At 71.5% G+C, this 25,233-nt stretch carries 22 protein-coding genes and 1 riboswitch; of the genes, 13 read left to right on the top strand and 9 right to left on the bottom strand.

The features are described 5' to 3' along the window. The first annotated feature begins 15 nt into the window (after positions 1–15). Positions 16–1,275 carry an MFS transporter gene (locus BXA11_RS05755; RefSeq protein WP_076433350.1) on the top strand — a complete coding sequence of 420 codons (1,260 nt, stop codon included), beginning with the start codon at positions 16–18 and terminating at the stop codon, positions 1,273–1,275. A 7-nt stretch (positions 1,276–1,282) separates the two neighbouring features. Here the strand turns inward: BXA11_RS05755 and BXA11_RS05750 are convergent, their stop codons facing one another. Continuing rightward, complete coding sequence (locus BXA11_RS05750; protein ID WP_076433348.1) at positions 1,283–1,918, bottom strand: class I SAM-dependent methyltransferase; 636 nt, start codon at positions 1,916–1,918, stop codon at positions 1,283–1,285. A gap of 162 nt (positions 1,919–2,080) precedes the next feature. Here BXA11_RS05750 and BXA11_RS05745 point away from each other — a divergent pair, with 162 nt between their 5' ends. The 6 genes from BXA11_RS05745 to BXA11_RS05720 all read left to right on the top strand — a co-directional run bounded on the left by BXA11_RS05745 (position 2,081) and on the right by BXA11_RS05720 (position 10,662). Continuing rightward, on the top strand, positions 2,081–2,794 hold the full coding sequence (locus BXA11_RS05745) for a peroxiredoxin (RefSeq protein ID WP_076433346.1): 714 nt from the start codon (positions 2,081–2,083) through the stop codon (positions 2,792–2,794). Positions 2,795–2,884: 90 nt separating this feature from the next. After that, positions 2,885–4,237, top strand: a complete 1,353-nt coding sequence (locus tag BXA11_RS45260; RefSeq protein ID WP_275409685.1) for a D-arabinono-1,4-lactone oxidase — start codon at positions 2,885–2,887, stop codon at positions 4,235–4,237. A gap of 57 nt (positions 4,238–4,294) precedes the next feature. Continuing rightward, on the top strand, positions 4,295–6,070 hold the full coding sequence (locus BXA11_RS05735; protein ID WP_076433340.1) for a glycoside hydrolase family 15 protein: 1,776 nt from the start codon (positions 4,295–4,297) through the stop codon (positions 6,068–6,070). Between the two features lie 125 nt (positions 6,071–6,195). Continuing rightward, entirely contained in the window at positions 6,196–6,666 is a 471-nt protein-coding gene (locus BXA11_RS05730; protein ID WP_081903146.1) for an SPW repeat protein, read from the top strand. A 354-nt stretch (positions 6,667–7,020) separates the two neighbouring features. Further along, positions 7,021–9,660 (top strand): MXAN_6230/SCO0854 family RING domain-containing protein, encoded by a 2,640-nt coding sequence (locus BXA11_RS05725; RefSeq protein WP_239104916.1) that lies wholly within the window; start codon positions 7,021–7,023, stop codon positions 9,658–9,660. A 252-nt stretch (positions 9,661–9,912) separates the two neighbouring features. Further along, positions 9,913–10,662, top strand: a complete 750-nt coding sequence (locus BXA11_RS05720) for a GNAT family N-acetyltransferase (protein WP_076433803.1) — start codon at positions 9,913–9,915, stop codon at positions 10,660–10,662. Positions 10,663–10,765: 103 nt separating this feature from the next. Here the strand turns inward: BXA11_RS05720 and BXA11_RS05715 are convergent, their stop codons facing one another. Continuing rightward, positions 10,766–11,047, bottom strand: a complete 282-nt coding sequence (locus tag BXA11_RS05715) for a DUF6295 family protein (protein WP_076433336.1) — start codon at positions 11,045–11,047, stop codon at positions 10,766–10,768. An 11-nt stretch (positions 11,048–11,058) separates the two neighbouring features. Then, complete coding sequence (locus BXA11_RS05710) at positions 11,059–11,802, bottom strand: dienelactone hydrolase family protein (RefSeq protein ID WP_076433334.1); 744 nt, start codon at positions 11,800–11,802, stop codon at positions 11,059–11,061. 381 nt (positions 11,803–12,183) lie between these two features. Further along, a riboswitch (cyclic di-AMP (ydaO/yuaA leader) is annotated at positions 12,184–12,326 on the top strand. Positions 12,327–12,500: 174 nt separating this feature from the next. On the opposite strand from BXA11_RS05710, the gene BXA11_RS05705 reads away from it, so the two are divergent. Further along, positions 12,501–13,274 carry a CHAP domain-containing protein gene (locus BXA11_RS05705; protein WP_076433332.1) on the top strand — a complete coding sequence of 258 codons (774 nt, stop codon included), beginning with the start codon at positions 12,501–12,503 and terminating at the stop codon, positions 13,272–13,274. Positions 13,275–13,280: 6 nt separating this feature from the next. Here the strand turns inward: BXA11_RS05705 and BXA11_RS05700 are convergent, their stop codons facing one another. The 3 genes from BXA11_RS05700 to BXA11_RS05690 form a co-directional block, all read right to left on the bottom strand. Then, the gene (locus BXA11_RS05700) at positions 13,281–13,892 is read right to left on the bottom strand and encodes a DUF305 domain-containing protein (protein ID WP_076433330.1); all 612 of its coding nucleotides are present in this window, start codon (positions 13,890–13,892) and stop codon (positions 13,281–13,283) included. A gap of 202 nt (positions 13,893–14,094) precedes the next feature. After that, on the bottom strand, positions 14,095–14,754 hold the full coding sequence (locus BXA11_RS05695) for a hypothetical protein (protein WP_143734102.1): 660 nt from the start codon (positions 14,752–14,754) through the stop codon (positions 14,095–14,097). Positions 14,755–14,844: 90 nt separating this feature from the next. After that, positions 14,845–16,662: a M48 family metalloprotease gene (locus tag BXA11_RS05690; RefSeq protein WP_076433326.1), complete on the bottom strand. Its 1,818-nt coding sequence runs from the start codon at positions 16,660–16,662 to the stop codon at positions 14,845–14,847. A gap of 313 nt (positions 16,663–16,975) precedes the next feature. On the opposite strand from BXA11_RS05690, the gene BXA11_RS05685 reads away from it, so the two are divergent. Further along, entirely contained in the window at positions 16,976–17,788 is an 813-nt protein-coding gene (locus BXA11_RS05685) for an ArsR/SmtB family transcription factor (protein ID WP_239104896.1), read from the top strand. 69 nt (positions 17,789–17,857) lie between these two features. Here BXA11_RS05685 and BXA11_RS05680 read toward each other — a convergent pair whose 3' ends face one another. Beyond that, complete coding sequence (locus BXA11_RS05680; RefSeq protein WP_076433322.1) at positions 17,858–19,117, bottom strand: extracellular catalytic domain type 1 short-chain-length polyhydroxyalkanoate depolymerase; 1,260 nt, start codon at positions 19,115–19,117, stop codon at positions 17,858–17,860. A gap of 297 nt (positions 19,118–19,414) precedes the next feature. Here BXA11_RS05680 and BXA11_RS05675 point away from each other — a divergent pair, with 297 nt between their 5' ends. Continuing rightward, complete coding sequence (locus BXA11_RS05675; protein WP_030505017.1) at positions 19,415–20,215, top strand: IclR family transcriptional regulator domain-containing protein; 801 nt, start codon at positions 19,415–19,417, stop codon at positions 20,213–20,215. Between the two features lie 11 nt (positions 20,216–20,226). On the opposite strand, the gene BXA11_RS05670 is transcribed toward BXA11_RS05675, so the two are convergent. Both BXA11_RS05670 and BXA11_RS05665 read right to left on the bottom strand, forming a co-directional pair. Then, positions 20,227–21,054, bottom strand: a complete 828-nt coding sequence (locus tag BXA11_RS05670; protein ID WP_159454735.1) for a class I SAM-dependent methyltransferase — start codon at positions 21,052–21,054, stop codon at positions 20,227–20,229. Between the two features lie 477 nt (positions 21,055–21,531). Next, positions 21,532–22,419 carry a LysR family transcriptional regulator gene (locus BXA11_RS05665; RefSeq protein ID WP_076433318.1) on the bottom strand — a complete coding sequence of 296 codons (888 nt, stop codon included), beginning with the start codon at positions 22,417–22,419 and terminating at the stop codon, positions 21,532–21,534. Between the two features lie 118 nt (positions 22,420–22,537). Between BXA11_RS05665 and BXA11_RS05660 the strand changes: the two genes are divergently transcribed. The 3 genes from BXA11_RS05660 (at position 22,538) to BXA11_RS05650 (ending at position 25,233) form a co-directional block, all read left to right on the top strand. Then, entirely contained in the window at positions 22,538–23,308 is a 771-nt protein-coding gene (locus tag BXA11_RS05660) for an SDR family oxidoreductase (protein ID WP_076433801.1), read from the top strand. A 217-nt stretch (positions 23,309–23,525) separates the two neighbouring features. Continuing rightward, positions 23,526–24,755 carry a serine hydrolase domain-containing protein gene (locus BXA11_RS05655; RefSeq protein WP_076433316.1) on the top strand — a complete coding sequence of 410 codons (1,230 nt, stop codon included), beginning with the start codon at positions 23,526–23,528 and terminating at the stop codon, positions 24,753–24,755. 70 nt (positions 24,756–24,825) lie between these two features. Further along, positions 24,826–25,233, top strand: a complete 408-nt coding sequence (locus BXA11_RS05650; RefSeq protein WP_076433314.1) for a hypothetical protein — start codon at positions 24,826–24,828, stop codon at positions 25,231–25,233.

Raw genomic sequence — 25,233 nt, 5'->3', positions numbered from 1 at the left:
TCGGCGAGGTAGCGGGTGGCGGGGGTACAGGCAGTTCTGAAGCGTGTCGCCCTCGACACCAGGCCCCTGAGCATTCCCGCGTACCGGCGGCTGCTGGTGGGGCAGGGCGTCTCCTTCATCGGCTTCCAGCTCACCTCGGTGGCCGTCAGCGGGCAGGTGTACAACATCACGGGCTCGTCCCTGTGGGTGGGCATGCTCGGGCCGGTGAGCCTCGTCCCGCTGGTCGTCTTCGGCCTGTGGGGCGGCGCGGTCGCCGACGCGATGGACCGTCGCAGGCTCCTGCTGGCCGGCTCGGTGGTGGCCTGGCTGTCCACCGTCGCCCTGCTGCTGCACGCCTGGTCGGGACTGGGCAACGTCTATCTCATCCTCGCCGTCATCGCCCTGCAGTCGATCGGCTTCGCCGTCACCTCGGCCACGCGCGGGGCGATCATTCCCCGCATCGTGCCCACCGAGCGGGTCCCCGCGGCCAACACCCTCAACTTCCTCGTCAGCAGCATCGGCACGGTGGTCGGGCCGCTGCTGGCCGGGGTGGTGCTCGCCAAGGGCGGCTACGCCACCGCGTACCTCATCGACGCGATCCTGTTCGGCGCCGGTTTCTACGCGGCCGTACGGCTGCCGACGCTGGCGCCCGTCGGCGAGATCTCCCGGCCCGGCCTGCGCTCGGTGGTCGACGGGCTCAGCTATGTGGTGAGCAAACCCGTCGTGCTCATGTCGTTCGTGGTGGACATCATCGCGATGGCGTTCGCGATGCCGAGGGCGCTGTTTCCGGAGATGGCGGCCGAACGTTTCGGCGGGTCGACGGTGGCGTTCGGCTGGCTGTCGGCGAGCATCGCCATCGGCGCGGTCGTCGCCGGCGTCTTCTCCGGCTGGGTCGGGCGCGTACGCCGCCAGGGGGTGGCGCTCACGCTCGTGATCGCCCTGTGGGGCGTGACCGTGGCCGCCGCGGCGCTGGCGCAGCCGTTGTGGCTGGTCGTGGCGCTGCTGGCGATCGGCGGAGCGACCGACCTCGCCTCCGCCGTCTGGCGGCAGACGATCCTGCAGACCTACGCGCCCGACGAGATGCGCGGGCGTCTGCAGGGGGTGTTCATGGTCGTCGTCGCGGGCGGTCCCCGGCTGGGCGACCTGCGGGCGGGCGCCACCGCGGACGCCTTCGGGCTCGTGCCCTCGTGGGCGGGCGGCGGCCTGGTGTGCGCCCTGCTGGTCCTGGTGACCGGTTTCGGCGTGGCCGCCTTCCGCCGCTACGACGCCATGGCGAGCCGCCCCGACACCCGCTGAGGCCGGGTCAGGGCCGGGCCTCGCCGCGTACGCAGAAGGAGATGGGGCTGCGGACGCGGGCGGGGAAGACGAAGCGCTCCAGCGACTCGACGGTGAAGCCCGCCGCCTGGACGGCCGTCACGCTGTCGCGGCCCGTGTGGCAGCCGCCGGTCAGGCAAGGCCAGACGGTCGCGTCCAGCAGGTCCTGGGCCCTGGCCCAGCCCGTGGACCCGGCGCGGACGTGTTCGAGGAAGCGCAGCCGCCCGCCGGGGGCCAGCACGCGGCGGATCTCCCGCAGCCCGGCGACGGGATCGGGCAGCGAGCACAGCACGAACGACACCACCGCCGCGTCGAACTCGCCGTCGGCGGCCGGGAGCCGGTCGGCCAGGCCGCCGACGACCTCGATCGGCGCCCGCGCTTCACGGGCCGCGTGACGGGCGATCGCCCGCAGCCGCGGCTCGGGCTCGACGGCCAGCACACCGACGACGGACGGCGGATAGTGGGCGAAGTTCAGCCCGTTGCCCGCGCCGACCTCGATCACCCGGCCCGACAGCCCTGAGACCAGCGCCTCGCGCTGCCCGAGCATGCCCTGCCGGTCGAGCACCTGGCTGAACCACGTGTAGAAGCGGGCGAAGAGCGGATGGCTGACCCCGGTCGTCGGCATGGCGTCCCCCTGTTCGTTCCCTGTTCATTCCCCGCCCGGCAGGGGTCCTCATGACCTGCGGCATTACCGAATCGGGGCGAAACGGCCGTGGTCGCCGCCGGTCTTCGCGGGTACGGGCCCAAGGGAACGCTCCCGGCGGCATGACGCGGAAAGGAAGCGACCATGACCTCTGCGACCTCTGCCGTGACCTCTGCGGCGCCCGCGGCGACACCCGCGGCGACGTCCGAAGCGCAGCCCACCCGGCTGCCGCTCATCGGCGACAGGGCGCCGGACTTCGAGGCCGAGAGCACCCACGGACCGGTGCGGCTCGCCGACTACGCGGGGCGGTGGCTGGTGCTGTTCAGCCATCCGGCCGACTTCACCCCGGTGTGCACCACCGAGTTCGTCGCGTTCGCCGACCTGGCGGAGGCGTTCGCCGCCCGGGGCATCGCCCTGCTCGGCAACTCCGTCGACTCGGTGCACAGCCATCTCGCCTGGACGCGGGCGATCGAGGACAGGCTCGGCGTGAAGATCCCCTTCCCGATCGTCGCCGACCTCGACACGCGGGTGTCCCGGGCGTACGGCATGCTCCACCCGAACGCGTCGGCGACTGCGGCGGTCCGCGCGGTGTTCGTGATCGACCCGGAGTCGGTCGTCCGCGCGATCCTCTACTACCCGATGAACGCGGGGCGGATGGTCCCGGAGATCCTCAGGCTCGTGGAGGCGCTGCAGACGGCCGACCGCGACGGCGTCTCCTGCCCGGCCAACTGGCGCCCCGGCGACGACGTGCTGCTGGGCGCGCCGAAGACCGAGGCCGAGGTGGAGGCCAGGCTGGCCGACGAGCGGCTCAAGCTCGTCGACTGGTATCTCGCCAGCCTCCCCGGCCGCGGCGCCTGACCGCCGGCGTCCCGCGGCAGGGAAGGTGAACCGCATGCAGATGAGCACCTGAGCGCGATGTTCCGGTAGAACTCCTGTGTGACTCATTTGGTGACAAACTGGGCGGGCAACATCACCTTCCGGGCCGCGGAGGTCGAGCGGCCCTCCTCGGTGGAGGAGGTGCGCGCCCTGGTGGCGCGCAGCGAGAAGGCTCGCGTGCTGGGCAGCGGACACTCCTTCAACCACATCGCCGACTCCCCGGGCGCGCTGATCTCGCTCGACGGGCTGCCGGCGGAGATCGAGATCGACGGCGGGTCGTCCACGGTGCGGGTCGCCGCCAACGTCCGGTACGGCGAGCTCGGCCGCCGTCTGCACGACAAGGGCTACGCCCTGCCCAACCTCGCGTCGCTGCCGCACATCTCGGTCGCGGGCTCCTGCGCGACCGGCACCCACGGCTCGGGTGACGCCAACGGCGGTCTCGCCACGTCCGTGCGCGCGATCGAGATGGTGACCGCGGACGGCGACCTCGTCACGCTGAGCCGCGACGCGGACGGCGACCGGTTCGCCGGGGCCGTCGTCGCGCTGGGCGCCCTCGGCGCCGTCGTCGCCATGACGCTCGACGTCGTCCCGTCGTTCGACGTCCGCCAGCGCGTGTTCGAGGGCCTGCCGGCCGAGGTGCTGGACGACCAGTTCGACGCCGTCATGTCCGCCGCGTACAGCGTCAGCCTGTTCACCGACTGGCGGACCTCCCGGATCAACCAGGCCTGGGTGAAGGAGCGCGTCGGCGCGGCCGGCGCGGACCCCGCGGAGGCGGCGGCGGTGAGCGGGCTCGTGGGAGACGCGGCCGCGGGCGGCCTGGAGGGGGCCACGGCCGCCGGGGGGCTCTACGGCGGCGAGCCGGGCGACGGCTTCTTCGGCGCGACGCCCGCCGACGGCCCGAGGCACCCCGTGCCCGGCGTGTCGGCGGTGCACTGCACGGCCCAGATGGGCGTCCCCGGCCCCTGGTTCGAGCGCCTGCCGCACTTCCGGCCCGACTTCACCCCCAGCAGCGGTGAGGAGCTCCAGTCGGAGTACATGGTGCCCAGGCGGCACGCCGCCGCGGCGTTCCGCGCCCTCGACGCGATCCGCGACCGCATCGCCCCGGTCCTGCAGATCTCGGAGATCCGCACGATCGCGGCGGACGACCTGTGGCTGAGCCCGAGCCAGGGCCGCGACACCGTCGCCTTCCACTTCACCTGGATCAAGGACACCGCCGCCGTGACGCCCGTGCTCACCGCGATCGAGGAGTGCCTGGCGCCGTTCGGCGCGCGGCCCCACTGGGGGAAGCTCTTCACCCTTCCCGCCGACGTCCTGCGCACCCGCTACGAGCGCCTGGACGAGTTCGCGGCGCTGGCGCGGCACTACGACCCGCGCGGTGTCTTCGCCAACGAGTTCGTCGAGCGGTACGTCCTCGGCCTCGGTTGATCGCCTGGTTCGACCCCCGATGACCGGGTAAGTCCCCGGGGATCACGGGGGAAGACGATGCGCATCGAGGACTACGCGCTCATCGGTGACATGCACACGGCCGCCCTGGTCGGCCGCGACGGCTCCGTGGACTGGCTGTGCCTGCCGCGCTTCGACTCCGGAGCCTGTTTCGCGGCGCTCCTGGGCGGCCGCCCGGCGGGCCGCTGGCTGCTGGCTCCGGCGGGCGAGGGGACGTGCACCGGACGCCGCTACCGCGACGGCACGCTGGTCCTGGAGACGACCTGGGACAGGCCCGGCGGCTGCGTGCGGGTCCTCGACTTCATGCCGCCGCGCGGGGAGGCGCCCGACCTCGTACGGATCGTGGAGGGCGTGCGGGGCCGGGTGGAGATGCGCACGGAACTGCTGCTGCGCTTCGAATACGGCGCAGTGATCCCCTGGGTGCGGCACCGCGAGGGGGAGATGGCCGTCGTCGCCGGCCCCAACGCCGCCTGGCTCCAGTCGCCCGTCGAGCTCGCCCACGACTCCCGCCTCCGCGCGACGACCGCCTCGTTCGCCGTCTCCGCGGGCGACCGGGTGCCGTTCGTGCTCACGTGGCAGCAGTCGTGGCAGGGCAGGCCGCGGCGGCTGGACGCGGGCGAGGAGCTGGCCGCCACCGACCGGCTGTGGAGGCAGTGGCTAGGCCGGTGCCGCTACCAGGGGGAGTACGGCGAGGCGGTCGGCAGCAGCCTCCTCGCGCTCAAGGCCCTCACGTACGCCCCCACGGGCGGCATCGTCGCGGCGCCCACGACCTCGCTGCCCGAGCAGGTCGGCGGCCCGCGCAACTGGGACTACCGCTACAGCTGGCTGCGGGACGCGTCGTTCACCCTCCGGGCGCTGATACGCGCGGGATACGCGGCCGAGGCGACGGCCTGGCGCGACTGGCTGCTGCGGGCGGTCGCCGGGGATCCCGCCGACCTGCAGATCATGTACACGGTCGACGGCAGCAGGCACATGCCCGAGTGGACCGTCGACTGGCTGCCGGGATACGAGGGGTCGCGGCCGGTGCGGATCGGCAACGCCGCCTCGGGGCAGTTCCAGCTCGACGTGTACGGAGAGGTGATCGACTGCCTCTACCAGGCCAGAGAGGCGGGCCTGCGGCCGGACGAGGAGGTGTGGGACCTGCAGCGCGCGCTCATGGAGTATCTGGAGGGGGCGTGGCGGGAGCCCGACAACGGGCTGTGGGAGGTGCGCGGCCCGCGCCGCGACTTCGTCCACTCCAAGGTCTTCGCCTGGGTGGCGGCGGATCGCATGGTCCGCTCGGTCGAGAACCAGGGCCTCGACGGTCCCGTCCGCCGGTGGCGCGCCCTGCGCGAGGAGATCCACCGGGACGTGTGCGCGCACGGCTACGACGCCTACCGGAACACCTTCACCCAGTTCTACGGGTCGAAGGGGCTCGACGCCGCTCTGCTGCTCATTCCCCGGCTCGGCTTCCTGCCCCTGGACGACCCTCGTGTGGCGGGCACCGTCGACGCCGTGTGCCGCGAGCTGACGGAGGACGGACTCGTCCTGCGCTACCGGCCCGAGGCCGACGACGTGGACGAACTGCCGGGCGGGGAGGGCGTCTTCATCGCCTGCTCCTTCTGGCTCGCCCACGCGCTCGCCCTGATCGGCCGCCGTGAACGGTCGCGGCGCCTGTTCGAGCGCCTGCTGTCCCTGCGCAACGACGTCGGCCTGCTGTCGGAGGAATACGACGTCCGCACGGGACGTCAGACCGGAAACTTCCCCCAGGCGTACAGCCACGTCTCCATCGTGAACGCCGCCCAGGCACTGGCCGCGCCGGGGACATCTGACTGACAGATATCGTCCATCTGTTTCCTGCGCATCTCGCGACCTCCCCTTCACCACCTGCGGCGTTGCATGATGCAAGCGAGGGGTCCGGGTCCTCGGCCCGGCCCGTCTGGGAGAAGAGGTGACGCGACATGGTGCGACCAGGTCTGGCACGCCGCCCTGACGTGACGGAGCTGCGCCAGACGTACGACCGCGCGGGATCGACCGCTCCCGCGCAGGTCATGGACGGAGTGACGTTCCTCGCCGGGGTCTATCTCGCGATCTCGCCGTGGATCGTGGGCTTCAGCGGTCTCGGCGGTCTGGCGATCAACAACCTGATCGTCGGGCTGACGGTCGCCGCGCTCGCGATGGGCTGCGCGTCCGCCTTCGGCCGCACGTACGGCATGAGCTGGGTGGTGCCGGTGCTCGGCGTCTGGACGATCATCGCTCCGTGGGTGATCCGCGGCCAGCCGGCGACAACGGCGACGATCTGGGACAACGTGGTCACCGGGGCGATCATCTTTGTGTTCGGCCTCGGCGCGCTGGCGTTCGCCGCCAACTACCGGCAGCACGAGCACGGAGGCACGCGAGGGGGGGTCGGCACACCGGGCGGCGAGTGGTAGCCGCCGCGCCCTCACAGCGCGCGGCGGCGGCGCAGGCGTGCGGCAGGGCCGCACCACCCCCGCCGTCATCCGGAGTGAGACAAACGCACGCACGGCAGGCAGACCGGGTCAGGCCCGGTACGCCTGCCGTCCTGCATGTACGTGCGCGTCGTATCGCGAAGATCGCTTGGTGGCGGGGAAACCGGGACGACACAAGATCGGGCGGCGGGCTAGGGTGGCAGGCCAAGGGGCGGCTCCTGGACGTGCTTCCTTCTCGATCTGTAAATCGCTTTAGTGCGTCCGTTCTCCGCCCCTTCTCGCTTTCCCGGTGCCTGTCCGATCGCTCTTCACTCAGGGAGGATGCCCGTGGACCGGATGGCGGAACTGCTGCTGCGGCAGCGGCTGGTCACCCCCGACCTCCTCGTTCCCGCCGCCGAGCGGGAAGCCCCCGTCCCGGGCCGTGCGGGCCGGGGCCGTTCCTCCCGCCGGAGCCGGCCTCTCGCCGCCGTGGCCGACGGGGTGGTCGCGCTGGAGGCCGACCTGCTCCAGTTGGGGCACGTGCTGAGCGCGCCGCTGCGCGCCCGGCTGGCCGAGCTGGACGCGGGGGATCTCGGGCAGGCGGGCCGCGCGCTCGTCTCCGCCCTGTCGGCCCAGCTGGGCGGGCTTGTCGTGCACACGCCGCTGTTCCGCCGCTTCCCGGAGTCGGTCCCCGCCGACACGGTGGAGGTGTACGTCCGCAGGGTGTTCTCCGTGCTGCTCCAGCGGCCGGAGCAGCCGTGCGTGCTGTGCGGGGAGGCCGCCGCCGTCCATCCGGTGTCCCCGTGCGCGCACCTCGTCTGCCGCGCGTGCTGGGACGGCGCGGACTACAGCGCCTGCCCGATCTGCCATCGCCGGATCGACCCCGGCGATCCCTTCCTGCGCCCGGCCGACGACGTCTACGCCCCGGCCGTCGGGTGGCACGGCCGGGTGCCGGAGACGCTGACCCTGCTCGGGCTGTGCGCCGACCCCGCCGCCTGGGCCCGCGACCTGCTGGGTCCGCTGCTGTCCCGGCAGGCGGCGCCGCGCGCCGAGGACAGGGAGATCGTCGCCGAGATCGTCGATCGCTTCTGGCCCGAGTCGGCCGGCTGGCTGCCCGAGCGGATCCCGGCCCGCGAGACCCGCGCCGTCGTCCTGGCCACGGCCGTACGGCACGGCGACCTGGCCCTGCTCACGCGGCACGCCGACACGGCGACCGACGTGCTGCGGCTGCTCCACGCCCTCATGGGCGGCGACCCCGGGTTGCGCGCCCGCCTCCCGCGCCGCACGAACCTGTCCCGGCCGGTGCGCCGCGCGCTCCTCGCCGCGCTGGACCGGCAGGCGCTGCCGTACCTGATCGAGGACCTGCACCGCTACGCCGCGCAGTGGCGGCACATGGCGGAGGTGCTGCACCCGTACGAGTTCCACCGGCGTCATCCGGACGCGGCCCTGGCGTTCGCCGTGCTGCGCGGCACTCCGCTGCGGAAGGGCACGCCGATGGCGGACGTCCTGCTGGAGCGCGCGGCGGCCCACGGGGACCTGCTGTCGTTCGACGGCGTACGGCTGCGCGCCCGCACCTTCGCGGGCCGGTTCGAGGCCGCGCTGCGGACCGATCCCCGCGAGGCTCTCGCCCTGCTCTCACGCCGGCCGGGCGAGCTGCTGCGGCGCACCGCCGATCTCGCCCGCCGCCTGCCCGCGGCCGATCTCGCCGAGGCCCTGCGCGCCGCCGCGCCGCATGTCTCCCCGGCCGTGCTGATCGCCACCCTGGGCCAGTTGCGCACGCCGCCGGGCGGGACGCGGATGTTCCTGCCGCGCGGGGGAGCGGCGCGGATCTGGGCCGAACCCGACGTCCGCGAGGAGCTCGCCCCCGAGACCGTGGCCGCCCTGACCGCCGTGCTGACCGGCGAGATGCTGCGCCGGGCCGCCGCGCTGCCGTCCGTCGAGACCGCGCTGCTGGACGAGGAGCTGAGTGACCTGCTCGCGCCGGAGGCCGAGCGGTCCGCCTCGGCCTCGCTGGTGCGGCTGCCACGGGGGAGCGTGCGGCCGCTGCCGCGCGGCGAGCGCATCCGGCTGTTCCTGCACTGGGCGGAGCCCGCGGGCCACCGGGTCGATCTGGACCTGTCGGTGGCGGTGTTCGACGCGCGGTGGGAGTTCGCCGGGCTGTGCGACTACACGAACCTGCGGCTCGGCGCGAACGCCGCCGTCCACTCCGGGGACCTGACCTCCGCGCCCGAGCCGCAGGGCGCGTCGGAGTTCGTGGACCTCGACGTGGCCGCGCTGCGCGCGACCGGCGGCCGGTACGTCGTGCCCGTCGTGTTCAGTTACAACGACGTGCCGTTCGACGACCTGGTCCGCGGTTTCGCCGGATTCATGGACGACCCGGGCGGCCTGTTCGACCCGCTCGCCGTACGGCAGCGCTTCGACCTGACCGGCCCGGCCAAGATCCTCGTCCCACTCGTCGCCGACCTCTGGTCGCGCACCATGCGCTGGGTGGACCTCAACGTGTCCGCGTTCGCCGGGATCCACGACGTGTACGAACACGAGGGCCGGCTCGCCCGGCTGGGAGCGGCGGCCGAGGACGCCTATGGTCTCGGCGAGCGCGTCACTTTGTGGGAGGTCGCCTGCTGGCACGCCGCCGCCCGCGCCCGCGAGGTCGTCGTACGGCACCGGGACGGCGCCGTGAGCCGGCACGCGCGTCGTCCCGGCGAGGACGCCGCCGCCTTCGCGTCCCGCCTCGGGGCACGACGGGTGGCGGCCTGCGGGCCGGACGCCGGCACGACGGAGGCGGATCTCGCCGTGGTGCTGCGGGACGACGTGCGGGTGAGCGAGGGGGCGCAGGTCTACGCCCTGCACCCGGCCCACCTCGACCCCGCCGTGATCCGCTCTCTCGACGCCGCCGACCTCGTCGGCATGCTCGCCCCGCGGCGCGGCGACCCCGCAGGTGACAAATGGGCAGGTGACAAATGGTTTGTGCACCCGGAGGCGTGCGTGGGACAGTGAGCGCGCTTCAGCACACGCACACAGAAGGAACGAAGCCTATGTTCTCGGCGTCCCGCAGCGGCCGCCGCCGGCACTGACCGGAACGCTCCCGCGTCACCGGTTCACTGCCCTCGTCTCACGGCGGCCCCACGCGACGGTGCGACTCGCGCACCTTCTCCATCCCTGTCCGGGATGGTTCTCGCCTGCGCGTTCACCCTCCGCTCCGCGGCGGGCGAACCGCTCCACCTTGTCATCCGTGAGGTCGATATCACCGTGGGCATCGATGTCCAGAGTTTCGCCGTGGCCAACCTGCGCCGCCGTCCCGAAGTCGTCGAGATCGGGGGCTTCGTCCTCGGCGTTGACCCCGGCACCACCAGTCCGTACGTCAATTACGCGACACCCCTGCCCGGCGCCCGGCCGGGCGCGCGGGACGTCGCGGCGCTGATCGCAGCGTTCGGCGAGCGCGGGCTCAAGCCCCGTCTCGAGTTCGCCCCGGGCGCCGCGCCCGACGTGCAGCCCGCTCTTCACGAGGCCGGGTTCACCGTCGAAGCGGTGCACGAATACCTCGTCTGCGTCCCGGCCACGCTGACGATGCCGCGGGCCGCTCTCCCGGTGGAGACGCCGTCCACGGACGAGGACTACGCGGCGATCGACGCCGCGCTGTCCAAGGCGTTCGGCGGCGAGTTCGCCTCGTCACCGGAGGGCGCGGCCCGGCTGCGCCGTACGGAGGAGAGCGGCGGCGCGGTCCGGTTCGTCCGGGCGCCCGGCGGCGGCTGCGCCGGAGCGGCCATGTGCTCCGCTCCGGCCGTGGAGACGTCGGAGCTCGCCGGCGTCGGCACCTGTCCCGAGTTCCGCGGGCGGGGCATCGCCGGCGCGGTCACCGCCACGCTCGCCGAGACGATGCTCGCCAGGGGAGCGCGGTCGGTGTGGCTGGAGTACGGCGGTGAGGGATCGCGCCGGGTCTACGAACGCGTGGGCTTCCGGCCGGGCGGCACCCGCCTCTACATGTCGCTCGAAGCCTGACGCAGGCCGCCCGCCGGCCGTGCTTCACCCTCTCGGGGGCGTCGCGCGGCCGGCGGGCGGGCTGGGCAGGACGAGGCGGAGGCCGATCGGCGGGAGGGCGGGATCAGGCGGATCGGCGGGCGGCCGCCGCGAGCCCGGGCGGCGCCGCGGCCAGGGCCTTGTGGATGGCCTCAACGAGGGCGAGCGCCGCCTCCTCGGTGAGCTCGATCGCGACCCGGGCCGACGGGCCCTCCGCCGGGTTGGTGATGTCGATGTTCACCGTGTGCTCCTGGCACGCGTGGTAGGGATGGTCGATGTAGACCATGCCGTCGGTGACGGTGAACCAGCCCGACGCCCCCTTGGCGGCGCCGTCGACGCGGATCTTCTCGGTGAGATAGGTGCACATTGCTGTTCTCCTCAGGCGGCGAGGTGGCGGCCGAAGAAATCGAAGACCTTCTTCCAGCCCTCCACCGCCGCGGCGGGCCGGTAGGCCGGCCGGTCCATGGAGAAGAACCCGTGGCCGGCGTCGGGGAAGACGTGGAACTCGTGGTCCTTGCCGAGCTTGTCCAGCTCCGTGGAGAGCACCCCCACCTCCTCCGGCGAGGGGAACTGGTCGTCCGCGCCGAAGAGCCCGAGCAGCGGGCAGGACAGGTCGGCGGCCCGGGAGATCAGCGGCGTGGCCGCCAGCGGGAATTCGGCGGGCGGTGAGTTGACCACGAAGGCCCCGTAGCAGTCGACGGCCGCGTCGATCTGCAGCGAGCAGGCGGCCAGGAACGTCTGCCGCCCACCGGAGCAGTAGCCGATGACGCCGATCTTGCCGTTGGCGTGCTCCAGGCCGTTGAGGTAGGCCGCGCCGCCGGCGACGTCGCCGACGAGCTGCTCGTCCGGGACGCCGCCCTTGGCACGGGCGGCGGCGGCCTGGTCGTCCGGGCTGACGCCCGCGCCCTCCCTGGAGTACAGGTTCGGGCAGATCGCCGCGTAGCCGTGCGCGGCGAACCTGCGGACGATCTCCTTGGTGGCCGCGTCGTAGCCGGGCATGTGGTGGATCACCACGACCCCGCCGTGGGGAGCGGAGTCGAGCGGCCGCGCCGCGTACGCTTCGAGTTCGGCGCCTTCGTGCCCGGTCACGGCGACCGTGCCGGCCCACATCGCGTCCGTCATTGAGATTCCCTTTCCTCTGACCACAGCGCTGCCCGTGAGATGGCGGTGCAGGAGCCCACCTTAGTCGTTAGCTGAGCTAACCAAGTCGCCCGTCCACCGCCGGGCCGGATGGCGGCGGGCGGGGTCGTCCCGGCCCGTCCGCCGGGCGCGTGCTCGTGCCCTACGGTGGCTGTGTGGCGGCTGTGTGGCGGCTGTGCGGCGGCTGCGTGGCAGCTGTGTGGCGCATCTCACCGCCGGTGGCCGGAGACCGCGAGGACCTGCGGAAGCAGGGCAGGGTGGTGGCCGGAATGATGCCCTTTGCCGGGTTTTTCGTCGTGTCTTACTTGTTATCTACTAAACTTCCCGTGTGTCTCGCCGGTGCGCGGTCCTCAACCCGAGGACGACCGGCGACCGCCGAATCCCGGAAGTCATCGATCCCGGGAACCGGGGACCCACGTCTCCTGGGGTGAATCCGGACCATCCGGTAGGGCTACTCCTGGCCCGAACCCGTCAGCTAACCCGGTAGGCGGCCAAGGAGAGGAGAGCGTGTGGAGTGTCGGCTCCACCTGCCCACCCGGTCCGCGCCGCGTCGCCGGACCGCATGCCCGCCCTGGAACGTCTCCAGGCTTCCGGGGTGATGGCGCGCCCGTGACGGGCTGCCGCATCTCCCGTTTCTGATTCCGCCCCGCCGTGGCGTGTCCCCGGACGGTCATGCCGTCATGCCGCCACGCCCCGCGGGCCGTTCGTCATGTCTCGAAGCGCGCCATGAGGAGCCTCCGATTTCCACCGATCCGATAGCTCGACAGCTGCTCGACGCCGTACGCCCCGAACTGGGCTACCGCGAGCGAGCCGGGAAACACACGAAGTTCGGCGAGTGGTACGCCGACAACGTCGCCAAGGACCCCGACTTCAAGGCCGCCCCCTGGTGCGACATGTTCGTCTCCTGGGCGGCCGACCGGGCCGGGGTGCAGGACCACGTCGGGGAGTTCGCGCTGACCACGCGGCACGCCAAGTGGTTCGAGAAGCACCACGCCTGGAGCGACAACCCCGAGCCGGGCGCCGTGGTGTTCTTCGCCTGGTCGGGGTCCAAGAAGATCCGCGACATCGACCACGTCGGCATCGTCGAGAAGGTCGTCGGCCGCAAGGTCCACACGATCGAGGGCAATGTCGACGGCGTGTGGCTGAAGCGCAAGGTGCGCGACACAAGCAAGATCGTCGGGTACGGCCTGCCGCGCAAGGTCAAGGTGGCGCAGAAGGCGCCGGTGACGATCCAGCCGGCGGCGGCCGTGAACGCGAGCGTCCAGAGCGCCGGGGCGCCCGCCACCAGGAACATGGCGGCCACGCAGGGGAAGGCCCTCGACGTCGTGTGGTCGCCGGGCGACGCCGTCCTGCCGGCGGGCCTGCTGTTCGCGGTGGTCTCCACCGCCGTGACCGGGATCCGGGTCAAGGCCGCGGCGGCGACGTCCGGCGGACGGCACCGCAAGCGCGGGTGAGGCAGATCAACCCGGCAGGCTGTCCAGCATGCTCTTCATCTCCTTGATCTCGGCCGACTGGCTGGAGACGATGGACTCCGCCATCCGCCGGGCCGGCTCGTAGGTGCCGCCGCGCAGCTCGTCGCGCGCCATGGCGACCGCTCCCTCGTGGTGGCGGATCATCATCGTGAGGAAGGCCCGGTCGAAGGCCCGTCCGGACAGCCCTTCGAGACGCCGCATGTCCTCGGGGGACATCATCCCGGGCATGGCGTGGTGCGCCGGCGCCGGGCTCTCACCGGGCACCCGCTCGCCCCAGGTTGTGAGCCAGCCGCTCATCGTCCGGATCTCCGGAGCCTGCGCGGCCTCGATCCGCCGGGCGAGCCGCGCGACCCGGGCGTCCGCCGCGCGGTCCGCGGCCAGCCTCCCCATCTCCACCGCCTGACGATGATGCGGGATCATCATCCGGGCGAACATGACGTCCCGGTCGTTGTGGTCGGCCGTCGGCGTCGGGGCCCCGGGCGCGGTGAGCACGGCGGGTGAGGAAGGCGTGGCGGCCGTGGCGGCTGTGGCGGCCGGGCCGCCCGCGCCGACCAGCAGATCGGCCGTCAGCAGGGCCACCGGCAGAACGCGTCCCTTCATCGGCCAGCACCTCCGTACGTCCGGGCGGCGGACCAACGGCCTTCCCGTCGCCCTGCCTGCGGTGCCGACGGCGGCGCCACCCCCCGGTGCGCCGTCGCCGTGTGAACCGTGTGAAGGCGAACACAGTCCTCGAGCAGCACCGTGTCCTCGAACAGCATTCGTGTTCTCTGGCTGTCGTACCCCGCCGCGTGGAACGTTCCCGTCAGCCGCTGAACGTGATCCGGAACCGGTAGTTGTCACCGTAGGTCGAGCCGCGGATGGTGAACGCCGCGCTGCCCGAGCTCACCCGGCCCGACACCGTCGCCCCGGCGTTGACGGCGTAGAGGAAACGAGACGTGCCGAGATCGCGGCAGGGGACGGTGGTCTTCTCTCCGTAGAAGTGGTTGAACGTGGCCCCCTCGGCGCGGTGGCTGTCGACCAGCTTCCCGGACCAGGAGGTGCCCGATCGGCTGGTGACCCAGTAGCCCAGCAGGAGTTTCGGGTCGCGTGCGTTCCCGCCGAGATCGCGGGCCGACGCGGTGACGACGTGGGCGGAGCCGAGCTGGAAGGAACCGACGGCTCCGATGTCGCCGACGTAGAACTCCCAGTAAAAGGGGTTGCGCTCGACCCGGCCTGCGGCGGACTTGCGTGGACCGGTGACGAATTTCGCGGCCGCCTTGTATCGGCTGGTGCCGACGAACCGGTGCTCGCCCCAGAGGGGGCCTCCGCAGTAGTCGTAGACGTCGACCACCACCGTGGCGGTGCCGCGATAGATCCGTAGGGCGGATTGCGTGCCGGACGCCGCGCCGGACGGGACCGCCGTGCCGAGCACCGCGGTCACGGAAACCGCCGCGGCCGCTAATCCGAATTTCCGTTTTCTCATGAGAAATCCCCTCCCTGTCGTACGGTCGGTCGAAGGTCGCTTCGGGTCCGCTGTGCGTTTTCCCGGTGTCCGTTCGCCCGGTGTCCGGAATCAGCCGGTCGGCACGTTGCCCAGGAAACTCGCCGAATAGAGCGCCAGCGGAAGGACGGCCGCCAGCGCATAGGGGATGAACTGGGCATTTCGCCGGTCGTCGTGGCGCGTCCGGACAATCCACGGCCAGACGACCAGCAGCACCGTGCTCCCGGCGAGGATGAGCCGGTCGAAGGCGAGCCCGTCGGCGATGCTCTGGAACACGTGGGCGATCGCGGCGCCGGCGTCCTCGCCGATGAGCATGAACGCGGGCAGGGCGACGGCCGACACCAGCACGAGCCGGACGACGAGGGTCGCGGGCCAGGCCACGGCGAGCCCGGTGAGGCCGTGGAAGCGTCCCTCGGCGACCTTCCTGCGCAGCCCGAGCGGCGGGTGGGTGAGCAGCCCGCCGGCACGCCTCAGCCGGCCGCGGGGAAGGGCCCGTTCGCGGTCGAGTGCCCGGATGAGCACGTCGGCGCCACGCTCCCGGACCGCCAGCCGATCCGCGCTGAGCTCGGCCAGCCACAGCGCCATGACCGGCATGAGCAGCATCCTCGGGACGGCGACGGCGAGGACGAGAAGCTGCCCGATCAGCAGGCGCCCGGCCACGCCTCCGAACGTGGCGTACAGGGTGATCGGCAGCAGCCCGGCCAGCACGAAGATCGGGCCCCAGACGCGTACCAGCCAGGTGAAAGGGCTGGCGAGACCGACGACGTGCTGGTCGCGCTGGCGGCGGTGGGCGATCTCGTGCAGCAGCACGGCCTCGGCCGCCTCGCGGTCGGCCCGCCACAGGACGGTCAGCGGGAGGAACACGGCGATCCGCGCCTTCCTCCAGCCCACGGGATAGACGCGCGCCAGCATGCGGCTGCTCTCGCTGAACCTGATCGCGATGGAAGGGTCCTGCCGCCGGACGAACGCGGCGATCTCCCCGATGACCGGGTTGTCGCTGACTCTCAGATCGTGCCGCCGCTCCACGCGTCGTCCGCGAGACGCCGGCAGCAGCAGGCTCGCCATCGCCCCGAGCAGAACCAGGACGGGAAAGAGCTGGGTGATGCTCGCGACACCGAGCACGATTCCCGCCGTGCGGGCGACCCCCACGGAGCTGTCCGTCATCAGGCCCCAGTAGTCGGTCGCCTGGCGGATCCAGTCGCCGATCAGCCCGGGCACGCCCACCGGAAGGCAGGCGATCAGGTAGAACCAGAGCCACGGCGGCAGCATCCAGGAACGCGACCGCCCGCCGAGCCGGGGTTCCGGAAGAGGCGCCGCGGGTGGCGTGGCCAGGAGGGCGGTGAGCAGCGCCTCGATCTCCTCCAGGGTGTTGCCCGGTGCGAAGACCGTCTCCAGGAGCCGGTAGGTCTGTTGCTCGGCCCTCTCCCTGCTGATGCCGTACGCGACGAGGCGCTCCGTCAGGAGGTCGATCGCCTGATCGAGCAGGCGCCCCTGGCCGGGGTCCGTCCGGCCGGGGTCGGTCCGGCTGGGCGACGAGGGCCCGGGCGACGATGGGCCGCGGACGGCGGCTCGCTCGGGCGAGGAGGTCTCGGTGCCGCGCCGCGCCTGGATGAGGGCGTACACGGCGAGCGTGTTCCCGATCATTCCGTCCGCGAGAAACGTGTGCAGGTGACCGGCGACGGCACGCAGCGCGTCGAGAATGACCGGCAGTTCGCCGATTCCCGCGCCGGGCGCGAATCCCCCGGTTTCACCGCCGTCTCCGGGATCGAAAAGACGGCGGCGGCGTTCTCCTCCTTCGGCATACGCGGCGCCGACCTCTGCGGCGAAATCGATCTCATGAGGCGTGAGACGCTCGGCGAGGCGCCGGGACCACGCGCCGACGAGTTCCACGAAATGCCTCCACGGGACGGTGGGAGCCCCACCGTAAAAGACCTCTGCCGTCTTACCCAATGACGTGCGCATAGACGGTTGGTCACGCGGTGTGTCGATTCGGAGTGGTGGCGACAATAATGGCGTAGGAGAGTAATGACCGACTAATTCCAAAACACGGCATACACATAGAACGTCCGCTTGATGCCGTATTTCGCCCCCTTCTGGCGGTGGAGTGCGCGTTCCTGTCGCCTGGGCCTCCGGCGGGCGGTCGGTGGGACGGGTTGACATGCAGCCGTGCGGTTGCCTATGGTTCATGCAGCCAAATGGCTGCATGTTCGGGATGGGGAAGATGGACGAGGTGTTCAAGGCGCTGGCCGACGTCAGCCGCCGCAGGTTGCTGGACAGCCTGAACGCCCGCAACGGCCAGACGCTGCGTGAACTCTGCGCGGAGCTGGACATGACGCGGCAGTCGGTCAGCAAGCACCTGGCGGTGCTGGAGGTGGCGAACCTCGTGGTCACGGTGTGGCGTGGCCGGGAGAAGCTGCACTACCTCAACGCCGTGCCCATCAACGCCATCGCGGACCGCTGGATGAGCAGGTTCGACCGCGAGCGGGCCCGTGCTCTCGCCGATCTCAAGAACGCATTGGAGCAGGAGCCGATGGGCAACCCCGAGTTCGTCTACACCACCTACATCAAGACCACGCCCGAGCGGTTGTGGCAGGCACTCACCGACCCCGGCTTCACCCGGCGCTACTGGGGCCTGTCGTTCGACACCGACTGGCGAGCGGGGGCGCCGATGACCTGGCACCAGGGCGCCGTGGCGATCGCCGATCCCGAGCAGGTGGTCGTCGAGTCGGAATCCGGCCGCCGTCTCTCCTACACCTGGCACTCCTTCACGCCCGAGTGGGCCGAGGCGGTCGGTCTGGGGGAGGACGTGCTCGCCAGGCTGAAGGCGGAGCGCAGGTCACGGGTGACGTTCGAGATCGAGCAGGTGGGGGAGACGGTCAAACTGACCGTCGTCCACGACGGCTTCGATCCCGGCAGCACCGTTCGGGAGATGGTCGGCGAGGGCTGGCCCCAGGTCCTGTCCGCGCTCAAGACCCTGCTGGAGACGGGCGAGCCCCTCCCGGCCGGGAGTGCGTGACGCGTGGCCCGCGCCCCGGGGCCAGGCCGGCCAGGCCGGACGGGGCGCGGCCGGAGGGGACGCGAAGGGTCAGCACTGGCCGTCGGCGAGCACCCAGTAGTCCGGGCCGGTCTGGCGCAGCGCGTGCGTGGTGAAGGTGTTCCACAGGCCCATCGCGTCGTTCGACCCCTTGGCATAGGTGTAGCCGCCGGACTGGTACGCCCGCCCGGCGGTGGTGTGGGCGTAGTTGCCGGCCCGCACGCACGTGCCCGTCGGCGTGGCGCTCGGCGTGGCGCGGGGTGAGGGGCTGGGTGAGGGACTTGGCGTGGTGGTGGGCGTGGGGCTGGGACTGGGCTGCGCGCCGCCGTCGAGGCCGAAGAAGCGGGCGTCGTGGTAGGCCGAGCAGATCGCGTCGAGGAAGTACGCCGCGGTGGCGCCGCATTGGTCGGCGGCTCCGCCCGGATCGACCGGCAGGCCGTGGCCCATACCGCTGATCTCGTAGAGGCGCACGTCGTCGTCGCCGTACACCTTGAGGGTCGTGCCGCCGGTGAGCGACCGGGTGGAGGAGGGAGTCTGGGAGACGCCCCGCACGTTCGTCCACTGGTCGCGGGACTGGGCGCCGTTGGCGGGGACGACCGTGTAGTCGGACTGGCCCTGCCAGACGGCCACCCGCGGGTACGGCCCGGTGTAGCCGGGGTAGGCGTTACGCACCAGGTCACCCCACTGCTGCGGGGTCCTGCTCGTCGGGCCGTACTGGCAGCCGGACGCCTCGGTCAGGCTGCTCGCGCAGCGGTAGGCCAGGCCGGCGGCGATCGACCCGGCGGCGAACACGTCCGGGTACGTCGCCAGCATGACGGCGGACATGGCCCCGCCCGCCGACAATCCGGACACGTAGACCCGTGAGGGGTCGGTCCCGTAGTCGGCGACCGCGTACGCCACCATGGCGCGGATGGACGCGGCCTCACCCTGCCCCCTCGTGGTGTCACCGGTCTGGAACCAGTTGAAGCAGCTGGACGAGTTGTTGGCGCTGGAGGTCTGCGGCAGCACCAGGGCGAAGCCCCACTGGTCGGCGTACTTGCGCCACCCCGAATCGGCGAAGTAGCCGCTCGCGTTCTGCGTGCAGCCGTGCAGGAGCACCACGAGCGGCCGGCCGCCGGGCAGGCCGTCGGGACGGTAGGCGTACATCGCCAGGTTGCCCGGGTTGGCTCCGAAGGAGCCGACCTGCACCAGCGAGGCGGCCCGCGCGGGCGGGGTGATCAGCCCCGTGCCGAGCAGGCCGGCCAGGACGAGCAGGAGGGTCGTGAGGGCGAGGGCCGCTCGCGGCGGCCGTGCGGGCAAGGACGTGACCATGGGGGCTCCTCGGGTGACCTGGCGCACCGATCCTTTCCGCGCACGGTAGGACTCCGGCCATCCTCCCGACATGGGCGCCGGACACACTTCTCACCGTCCTGTCATGGCGTTGTCAGCACGCCGATCCAGCGGACAGGGGTCCGTGTGACGGTCATACGAGAGCGTGTCACCGCCGACCGGCACGTTACGGTGATGTGACGCTGGGCATCTCGGGCCACGCAGACCGCCGTCAGGCGGACAGTCAATCGCGGACAGGGTCTAAGGTTGACTCGGCGAGTTCGAGCGGAAGAGGCGTTCATGGCACGAGGCGACACCGGACCTGACTTCATCGAGGCGCTCGCGCGCGGCCTCGATGTCATCAGAGCCTTCCAGCCGGGGCGCCCGGTGATGTCCCTGACCGAGGTGGCGGCGGCGACCGGCCTGGCCCGGCCCACCGCCCGGCGCATCCTGCTCACGCTGCAGGAGCTGGGATACGCCCGCTCGGCGCAGGGCGGCTTCGCGCTGACCCCGCGGGTGCTCGAACTCGGCGTCTCCTACGTCCGCTCGATGGGCCTGTGGGAGGTGGCGCGGCCGCACCTGGAGCGACTGGTCGCCCAGACGCGCGAGTCGTCGTCCATCGCCCAGCTCGACGGGTCCGACATCGTGTACGTCTCCCGCGTGGCCGTGCCGAAGATCGTCGCCCTCTCGGTGCAGATCGGGACGCGGTTCCCCGCGATGCAGACCTCCCTGGGCAAGGTGCTGCTGGCCGCGCTGCCGCCGGACGAGCTGGAGCGGGTGCTGGCGGAGCCGAGCAGGTCGGGCATCGAGCCGCGCTGGCGGCCCGGTCCGCAGGAGCGCGACGCCCTGCTGCGCGAGGTGCGGGCGAAGGGCTGGGCGCTGACCGACGAGCAGCTCGCGCTCGGCATCCGGTCGGTGGCCGCGCCGCTGCGCGACGGCTCCGGCAACGTCATCGCGGCCGTGAACGTCAACAGCCACGCCGCCGAGACCTCCCTGGAGAAACTGACCGAGGAGCACCTGCCACTGCTGCTGAAGACCGCCGGCGCGATCAGCGCCGACTGGGCGCTCTACGAGTCCGTCCCGCAGGTCACCGCCTCCTAGGAAACCGCAGGTCACGTCCTGGCCGCCGCGTCGCGGCGGCCCGCCCGCCCAGGCTTGCGGGCGTAGACGTACATGACCGGTAGATCGAAGGCGTCCGGCTCGTTCGACAGCTCGGAGACCTGAGCGCGGTAGCGCGCCTCGAAGGCGGCCGTTTCCTCCGGGGAGAGCGACGCGACTTCGAAGTAGTTCGGGTTCACCATGTGGCCCCGCCACAGGTCCGCCGCGTTTCTGGGTGGGAGCGCGATCACATCCGGTACGGCCCGTTCGTAGACGAAGCCGGCCTTGGCCACCGCCACGCGGCTGCTCTCCTCCGTGCCCACCTCGGCCATCGGATCGGTGAGGGCGAGGCCGAAGTCCCTGGCGCATTCACGGAACACGCGAGCCGCGCGGGGGAAGCCGGCCCGCATCGCGGAGAAGCAGACAAGCCCGCCCGGCCTCAGCACCCGATGCCAGGCGGCGAACGCCGCCGAGGCCTGCAGGTAGAGCGTCCCCGCACAGCACAGGACGACGTCGAACGCCTCGTCGTCGAACCCGGCGAGAGCGGTGGCGTCCGCCTTCACATAGCTCACGTTGGTCAGACCGGACGCGGCGAGCAACCGGCCGGCCTCCCGCAGCATCCCGGCCGAGATGTCCACGCCGACCACCTGACCGGAGGGACCGACCGCGCGTGCCGCGGCCAGCGCCGCCAGCCCCGTGCCGGTGGCGGCGTCCAGCACGCGCATGCCGGGCGTCAGGCCCGCGAGCTCCACCAGCCGCTCGGCGTAGCCGGCGTGCCAGCTCAGCTGCCCGTAACCGGCCGCTCGCCCGTCGAAGTACGACTCCATTCGCGTGTGATCCATATGCCCATCATGTCCGGCCGGAGAAGGGCACGGCCCTTGCCGTCGCCTACGGCCGTCCCGTCGAGGCCGTAGAGGCATTTCAGAGATGAATCGCTGTGTGAAGCGACCTACTTCAATGCGCCGAGCCCTCGCAGACCCGGGCGACCGCTTGCACGGCCCTTTCTCCTGGCGATTCCGGCACAGGAATCTCCCGATAATTCTGGCGGGGACGAGGCTTCCTGATTATCCAGGGAGGGTCCGGCGCCGGTGCCACCTTCCCGTACGGCCTCCAGCGGCTCGTCTAGGGCATCGGTGACCTTGGCGATGGCTTCGGCGCCGGGTTTGCCGTAGCGGAGGGCGGTATCAGCACCATCCAGGCGAGGCGCCGATGGCCGATGTGCCCGTCTCGAAAGCGATACAGCGCAGGTGCTGGTGATGGTCTTCACGCGGAGCTCCTTACCTGCGCGGCTAAACACGGCGTGCTCAAGGATGCTCGGCTCAGGTGGCAAGGGGGCCGAGGTCGGTGGCGATTCGGGCGAGGGCCCGGATGGGGTCGTTCTCGGTCTCGGTACGCCACACCAGGGCATACCGCAGGGTGTCGATGTCGCTGACGGGCAGGTAGGCGATGTCAGGCCGGCTCCAATAGCGCCTCATGTGGGCGGGAAAGAGGCTGACGGCCTCCCCCATGCTGGTCAGGGTGAGGATCTCTTCGGTGTTGCGTACCACGGGGCCGCGTTCGATCCGGCGCCCCGCGCGGGTGTGAGTTGGGATGTAGCCGTCCATCCAGTAGTCCGGCCGGGACAGGGCGTCGCAGTGCTGGAAGTCGGCGAGCATCTCCAGCGAGACGGAGGTGCGCCGGGTGAGTTCGTGCTCGGCGGCCACGGCAACCACCCGCGGATCGGCGAACAGGACCGGGCCCACCGTCAGGTCGGGTTCTTCGACCGGTAGAAAGCAGATCAGGACGTCGATGTCGCCACGGCGTAGCCCGGCGAACGGGTCGACGAAGGAGGCGTGCTGGATCTGCAGCTTCCACTGCGGGTGGTGGGTACGGAAGGTGTCCCAGTAAGGGCGCAGGTCCCGGAGGTTGATGGGAAGCGTGCCGACGCGCAGCACGGCGGTGACGCCTTGGGCGGCCAGTTTGGCCCGATGCATGCCGTCCTGCAGGCCGGTGTAGACGGGCCACAGGTCGTCGCGGAGCTGGCGGCCGAGCGGGGTCAGCCGGACCGTGCGGTTGGTGCGCTCGAACAGCGGGGCGCCGATCTGGCGTTCCTGCTTCTTGATGGCCTGGGTGATGCGGGCGGGGCTCACGCACAGCCGTTCGGCGGTCCGGCCGAAATGCAGCTCTTCGGCCAGGGTCAGGAAGATCTCGATGTCGCGAAGTTCCACGGTCCCCTCACATTAACCCGTGAGTTAATGCCATCTTGCGCAGATTGTCATTGTTTCAGGTGCTTGTCGCCGTTGATCCTATTCACCGAGAGATTTGGATCACTTCTGGAGCGACGAGATGACGCCTCTGCTGGGCAGCACAGCGTTGGTAACCGGGGCCTCCCGAGGGATCGGCCGGGCCATCGCGAGGCGCCTGGCGGCCGACGGGGTGCTGGTGGCCGTGCACTACGGCAGCAACGAGGCGGCAGCCCGGGAGACTGTGCACCTGATCGAGGCCGACGGTGGCCGGGCCTTTCCGGTGCGGGCCGAGTTGGGCGTGGCCGGGGATGTGGACACCCTGTTCGCCGCCCTGGAGGCGGGCCTGCTCGCGCAGACCGGCCAGGTGCGGCTGGACATCCTCGTCAACAACGCCGCCATCACCGCCGACTCGATCGACACGATCACCCCGGAGGCGTTCGACCACCTGATCGCGGTCAACACCAAGGCGCCGCTGTTCATCATCCAGCGGGCCCTGCCGCTGCTGAACGACAATGGTCGCGTCATCAACCTGTCCACGGCGGCGACCAGGATCGGGATGCCCGAGCAGCCGTACGCGATGAGCAAGGCCGCCATCGAGGTACTCAGCCGCTCCCTCGCCCAGCTGGTCGGCGGGCGCGGCATCACGGTCAACGCCGTGGCGCCCGGCCCGACCGTCACCGACATGAACCCGTGGATGCTCGACAACCCCGAGGTCCAGCGGGCGGTGGGCAGCGGCAACGCCATCCCGCGGGCCGGTCAGCCTGCCGACATCGCCGACGTGGTGGCCTTTCTGGCCTCCGAGTCGGGCCGCTGGGTGACCGGGCAGATCATCGACGCCTCCGGCGGCTGCTTTCTCGGCCCCCGGATGTGAGCGACCTGCTTCCGTCGCGTGTCAGCGGATGCGTCAGGACGGCGACGGCGCGGTGTCAGAGCGTTCGGCGATGGTGGATGCCATGAACGGTTCGGCGGTCGCGCACCAGGCCACGCCATAAGTACCCCGACCCCTCGCGCGCCGCTCATGGATGCTCATGAGCGGCGCACTGGGACGGGTTTCGCAAGATTGAACACTATAGGTGAGGAAATTCTTCATGGGACATAACAACGACGGCTTCTCCGCGGTCGGACTGCGCAGGCTGCGCGAGGTGCTGGCGCGGCATGTCGAGTCCGGGAAGATCCCCGGCGTGGTCGCGCTGGTCAGCCGGGGCGGTCACACGCACGTCGAGGCGCTGGGCACGATGCAGCATGACGGTGGCGCGCCGATGCGCCGGGACACGATCTTCCGGATGGCCTCCACCTCCAAGCCGGTCTCGATCGCGGCGGCGATGGTGCTGCTGGACGAGTGCCGGCTGCGGCTGGACGACGTGGTGGACCCGTGGCTGCCCGAGCTGGCCGACCGGCGGGTGCTGACGCGGCCCGACGCCGAGCTGGACGACACCGTGCCGGCCCGCCGCCCGATCACCGTGCGGGACGTGCTGACCTGCACCTTCGGGCTCGGCCTGGACTTCACCTCGCTGGGCAAGCCGATCATGAACGCGGTCTTCGAGCAGGGCCTCACCCCCAACCTGCCGGTCGAGGTGCCCGAGCCCGACGAGTGGATGCGCCGCCTGGGCACACTGCCGCTGCAGTACCAGCCCGGCGAGCAGTGGCAGTACCAGATCGGTAGCGACCTGGTCGGAGTGCTGGTCTCCCGGGTCACCGGCCAGTCGTTCGAGGAGTTCCTGCGCGAGCGCATCTTCGAGCCCCTCGGTATGAACGACACCGGCTTCCACGTGCCCGCAGACCAGCTCGACCGGCTGCCCACCCTGTACGCCCCCGACCCGGCCACCGGGGAGTTCTTCGCCTGGGACGAGCCCAAGAACGGCCGCTGGAGCGCACCCCCGGCCTTCCAAGGTGGCGGTGGCGGGCTGGTCTCCACCGCCGACGACTACCACGCCTACTTCCAGATGCTGCTCAACGGCGGCACCCACCAGGGCAAGCGCATCCTGTCCCGGCCCGCCGTCGAGCTGATGACCACCAACCGGCTCACCCCAGAGCAGAACGCCGCCCGCACCGCTCTGGCCGTCAACAACGTGCACATCTCCTTCGGCCAGGGCCAGCAGGGCGGCTGGGGCATGGGCATGGCGGTACGCACCTACCGCGGCGACTACGCCCCCGTCGGCCAGTTCGGCTGGGACGGCGGCAGCGGCACCTCCGCCTACGCCGACCCGGCCAACCAGCTCACCGGCATCCTGCTCTGCCAGCTCGGCTACTCCGTGCCGAGCCCGGCGCACCTGATGAACGACTTCTGGACCACCCTCTACCAGGCCATCGACGCCTGACACCAAGCCCGCCCCAGTAGAGCCGTCCTCAGCGATCAACTTTCACGACAGATCCAAGGAGTACTTCGCCATGCCCCTCACCCTGACCGAGCAGGACCAGCTCACCCTGCGCACTGCTGCCTACGGCGCCGTCACACTGATGTCGGCCGCCGATGCCGCCGGCAAGCCCCACAAGAGCGCCACCGAAGGCTCCATCGCCCTGGCCTCCGCCACCGGCCCGATCGGGCACGTGCTCGCCACGTACCCGAAGGAGCTGAAGCTGGACCACAAGTCCGTAGCCGCCATCGCCGACCAGGTGCTGCCAGCCCTGACCGCGGCCATGCGCCTGCTCAAGCAGCAGGCTCCGGCCGAGGCCGACAACTTCCGCAACACCGTCCTCGTCGCCACCGAAGCCGCCGCCCGGACCCACCAGGGCCAGCCCAGCCCTACCCTGGCGGACATGAGCCGCAAGATCACCGAAGCGCTCGACGCGGCCTAG

It is taken from the genome of Microbispora rosea (genome assembly GCF_900156315.1).
GTDB classification, from domain to species: Bacteria; Actinomycetota; Actinomycetes; order Streptosporangiales; family Streptosporangiaceae; genus Microbispora; species Microbispora rosea.
Note: the sequence above shows the minus strand (reverse complement) of the source record. Positions and strands in the feature narration are given on the sequence as shown.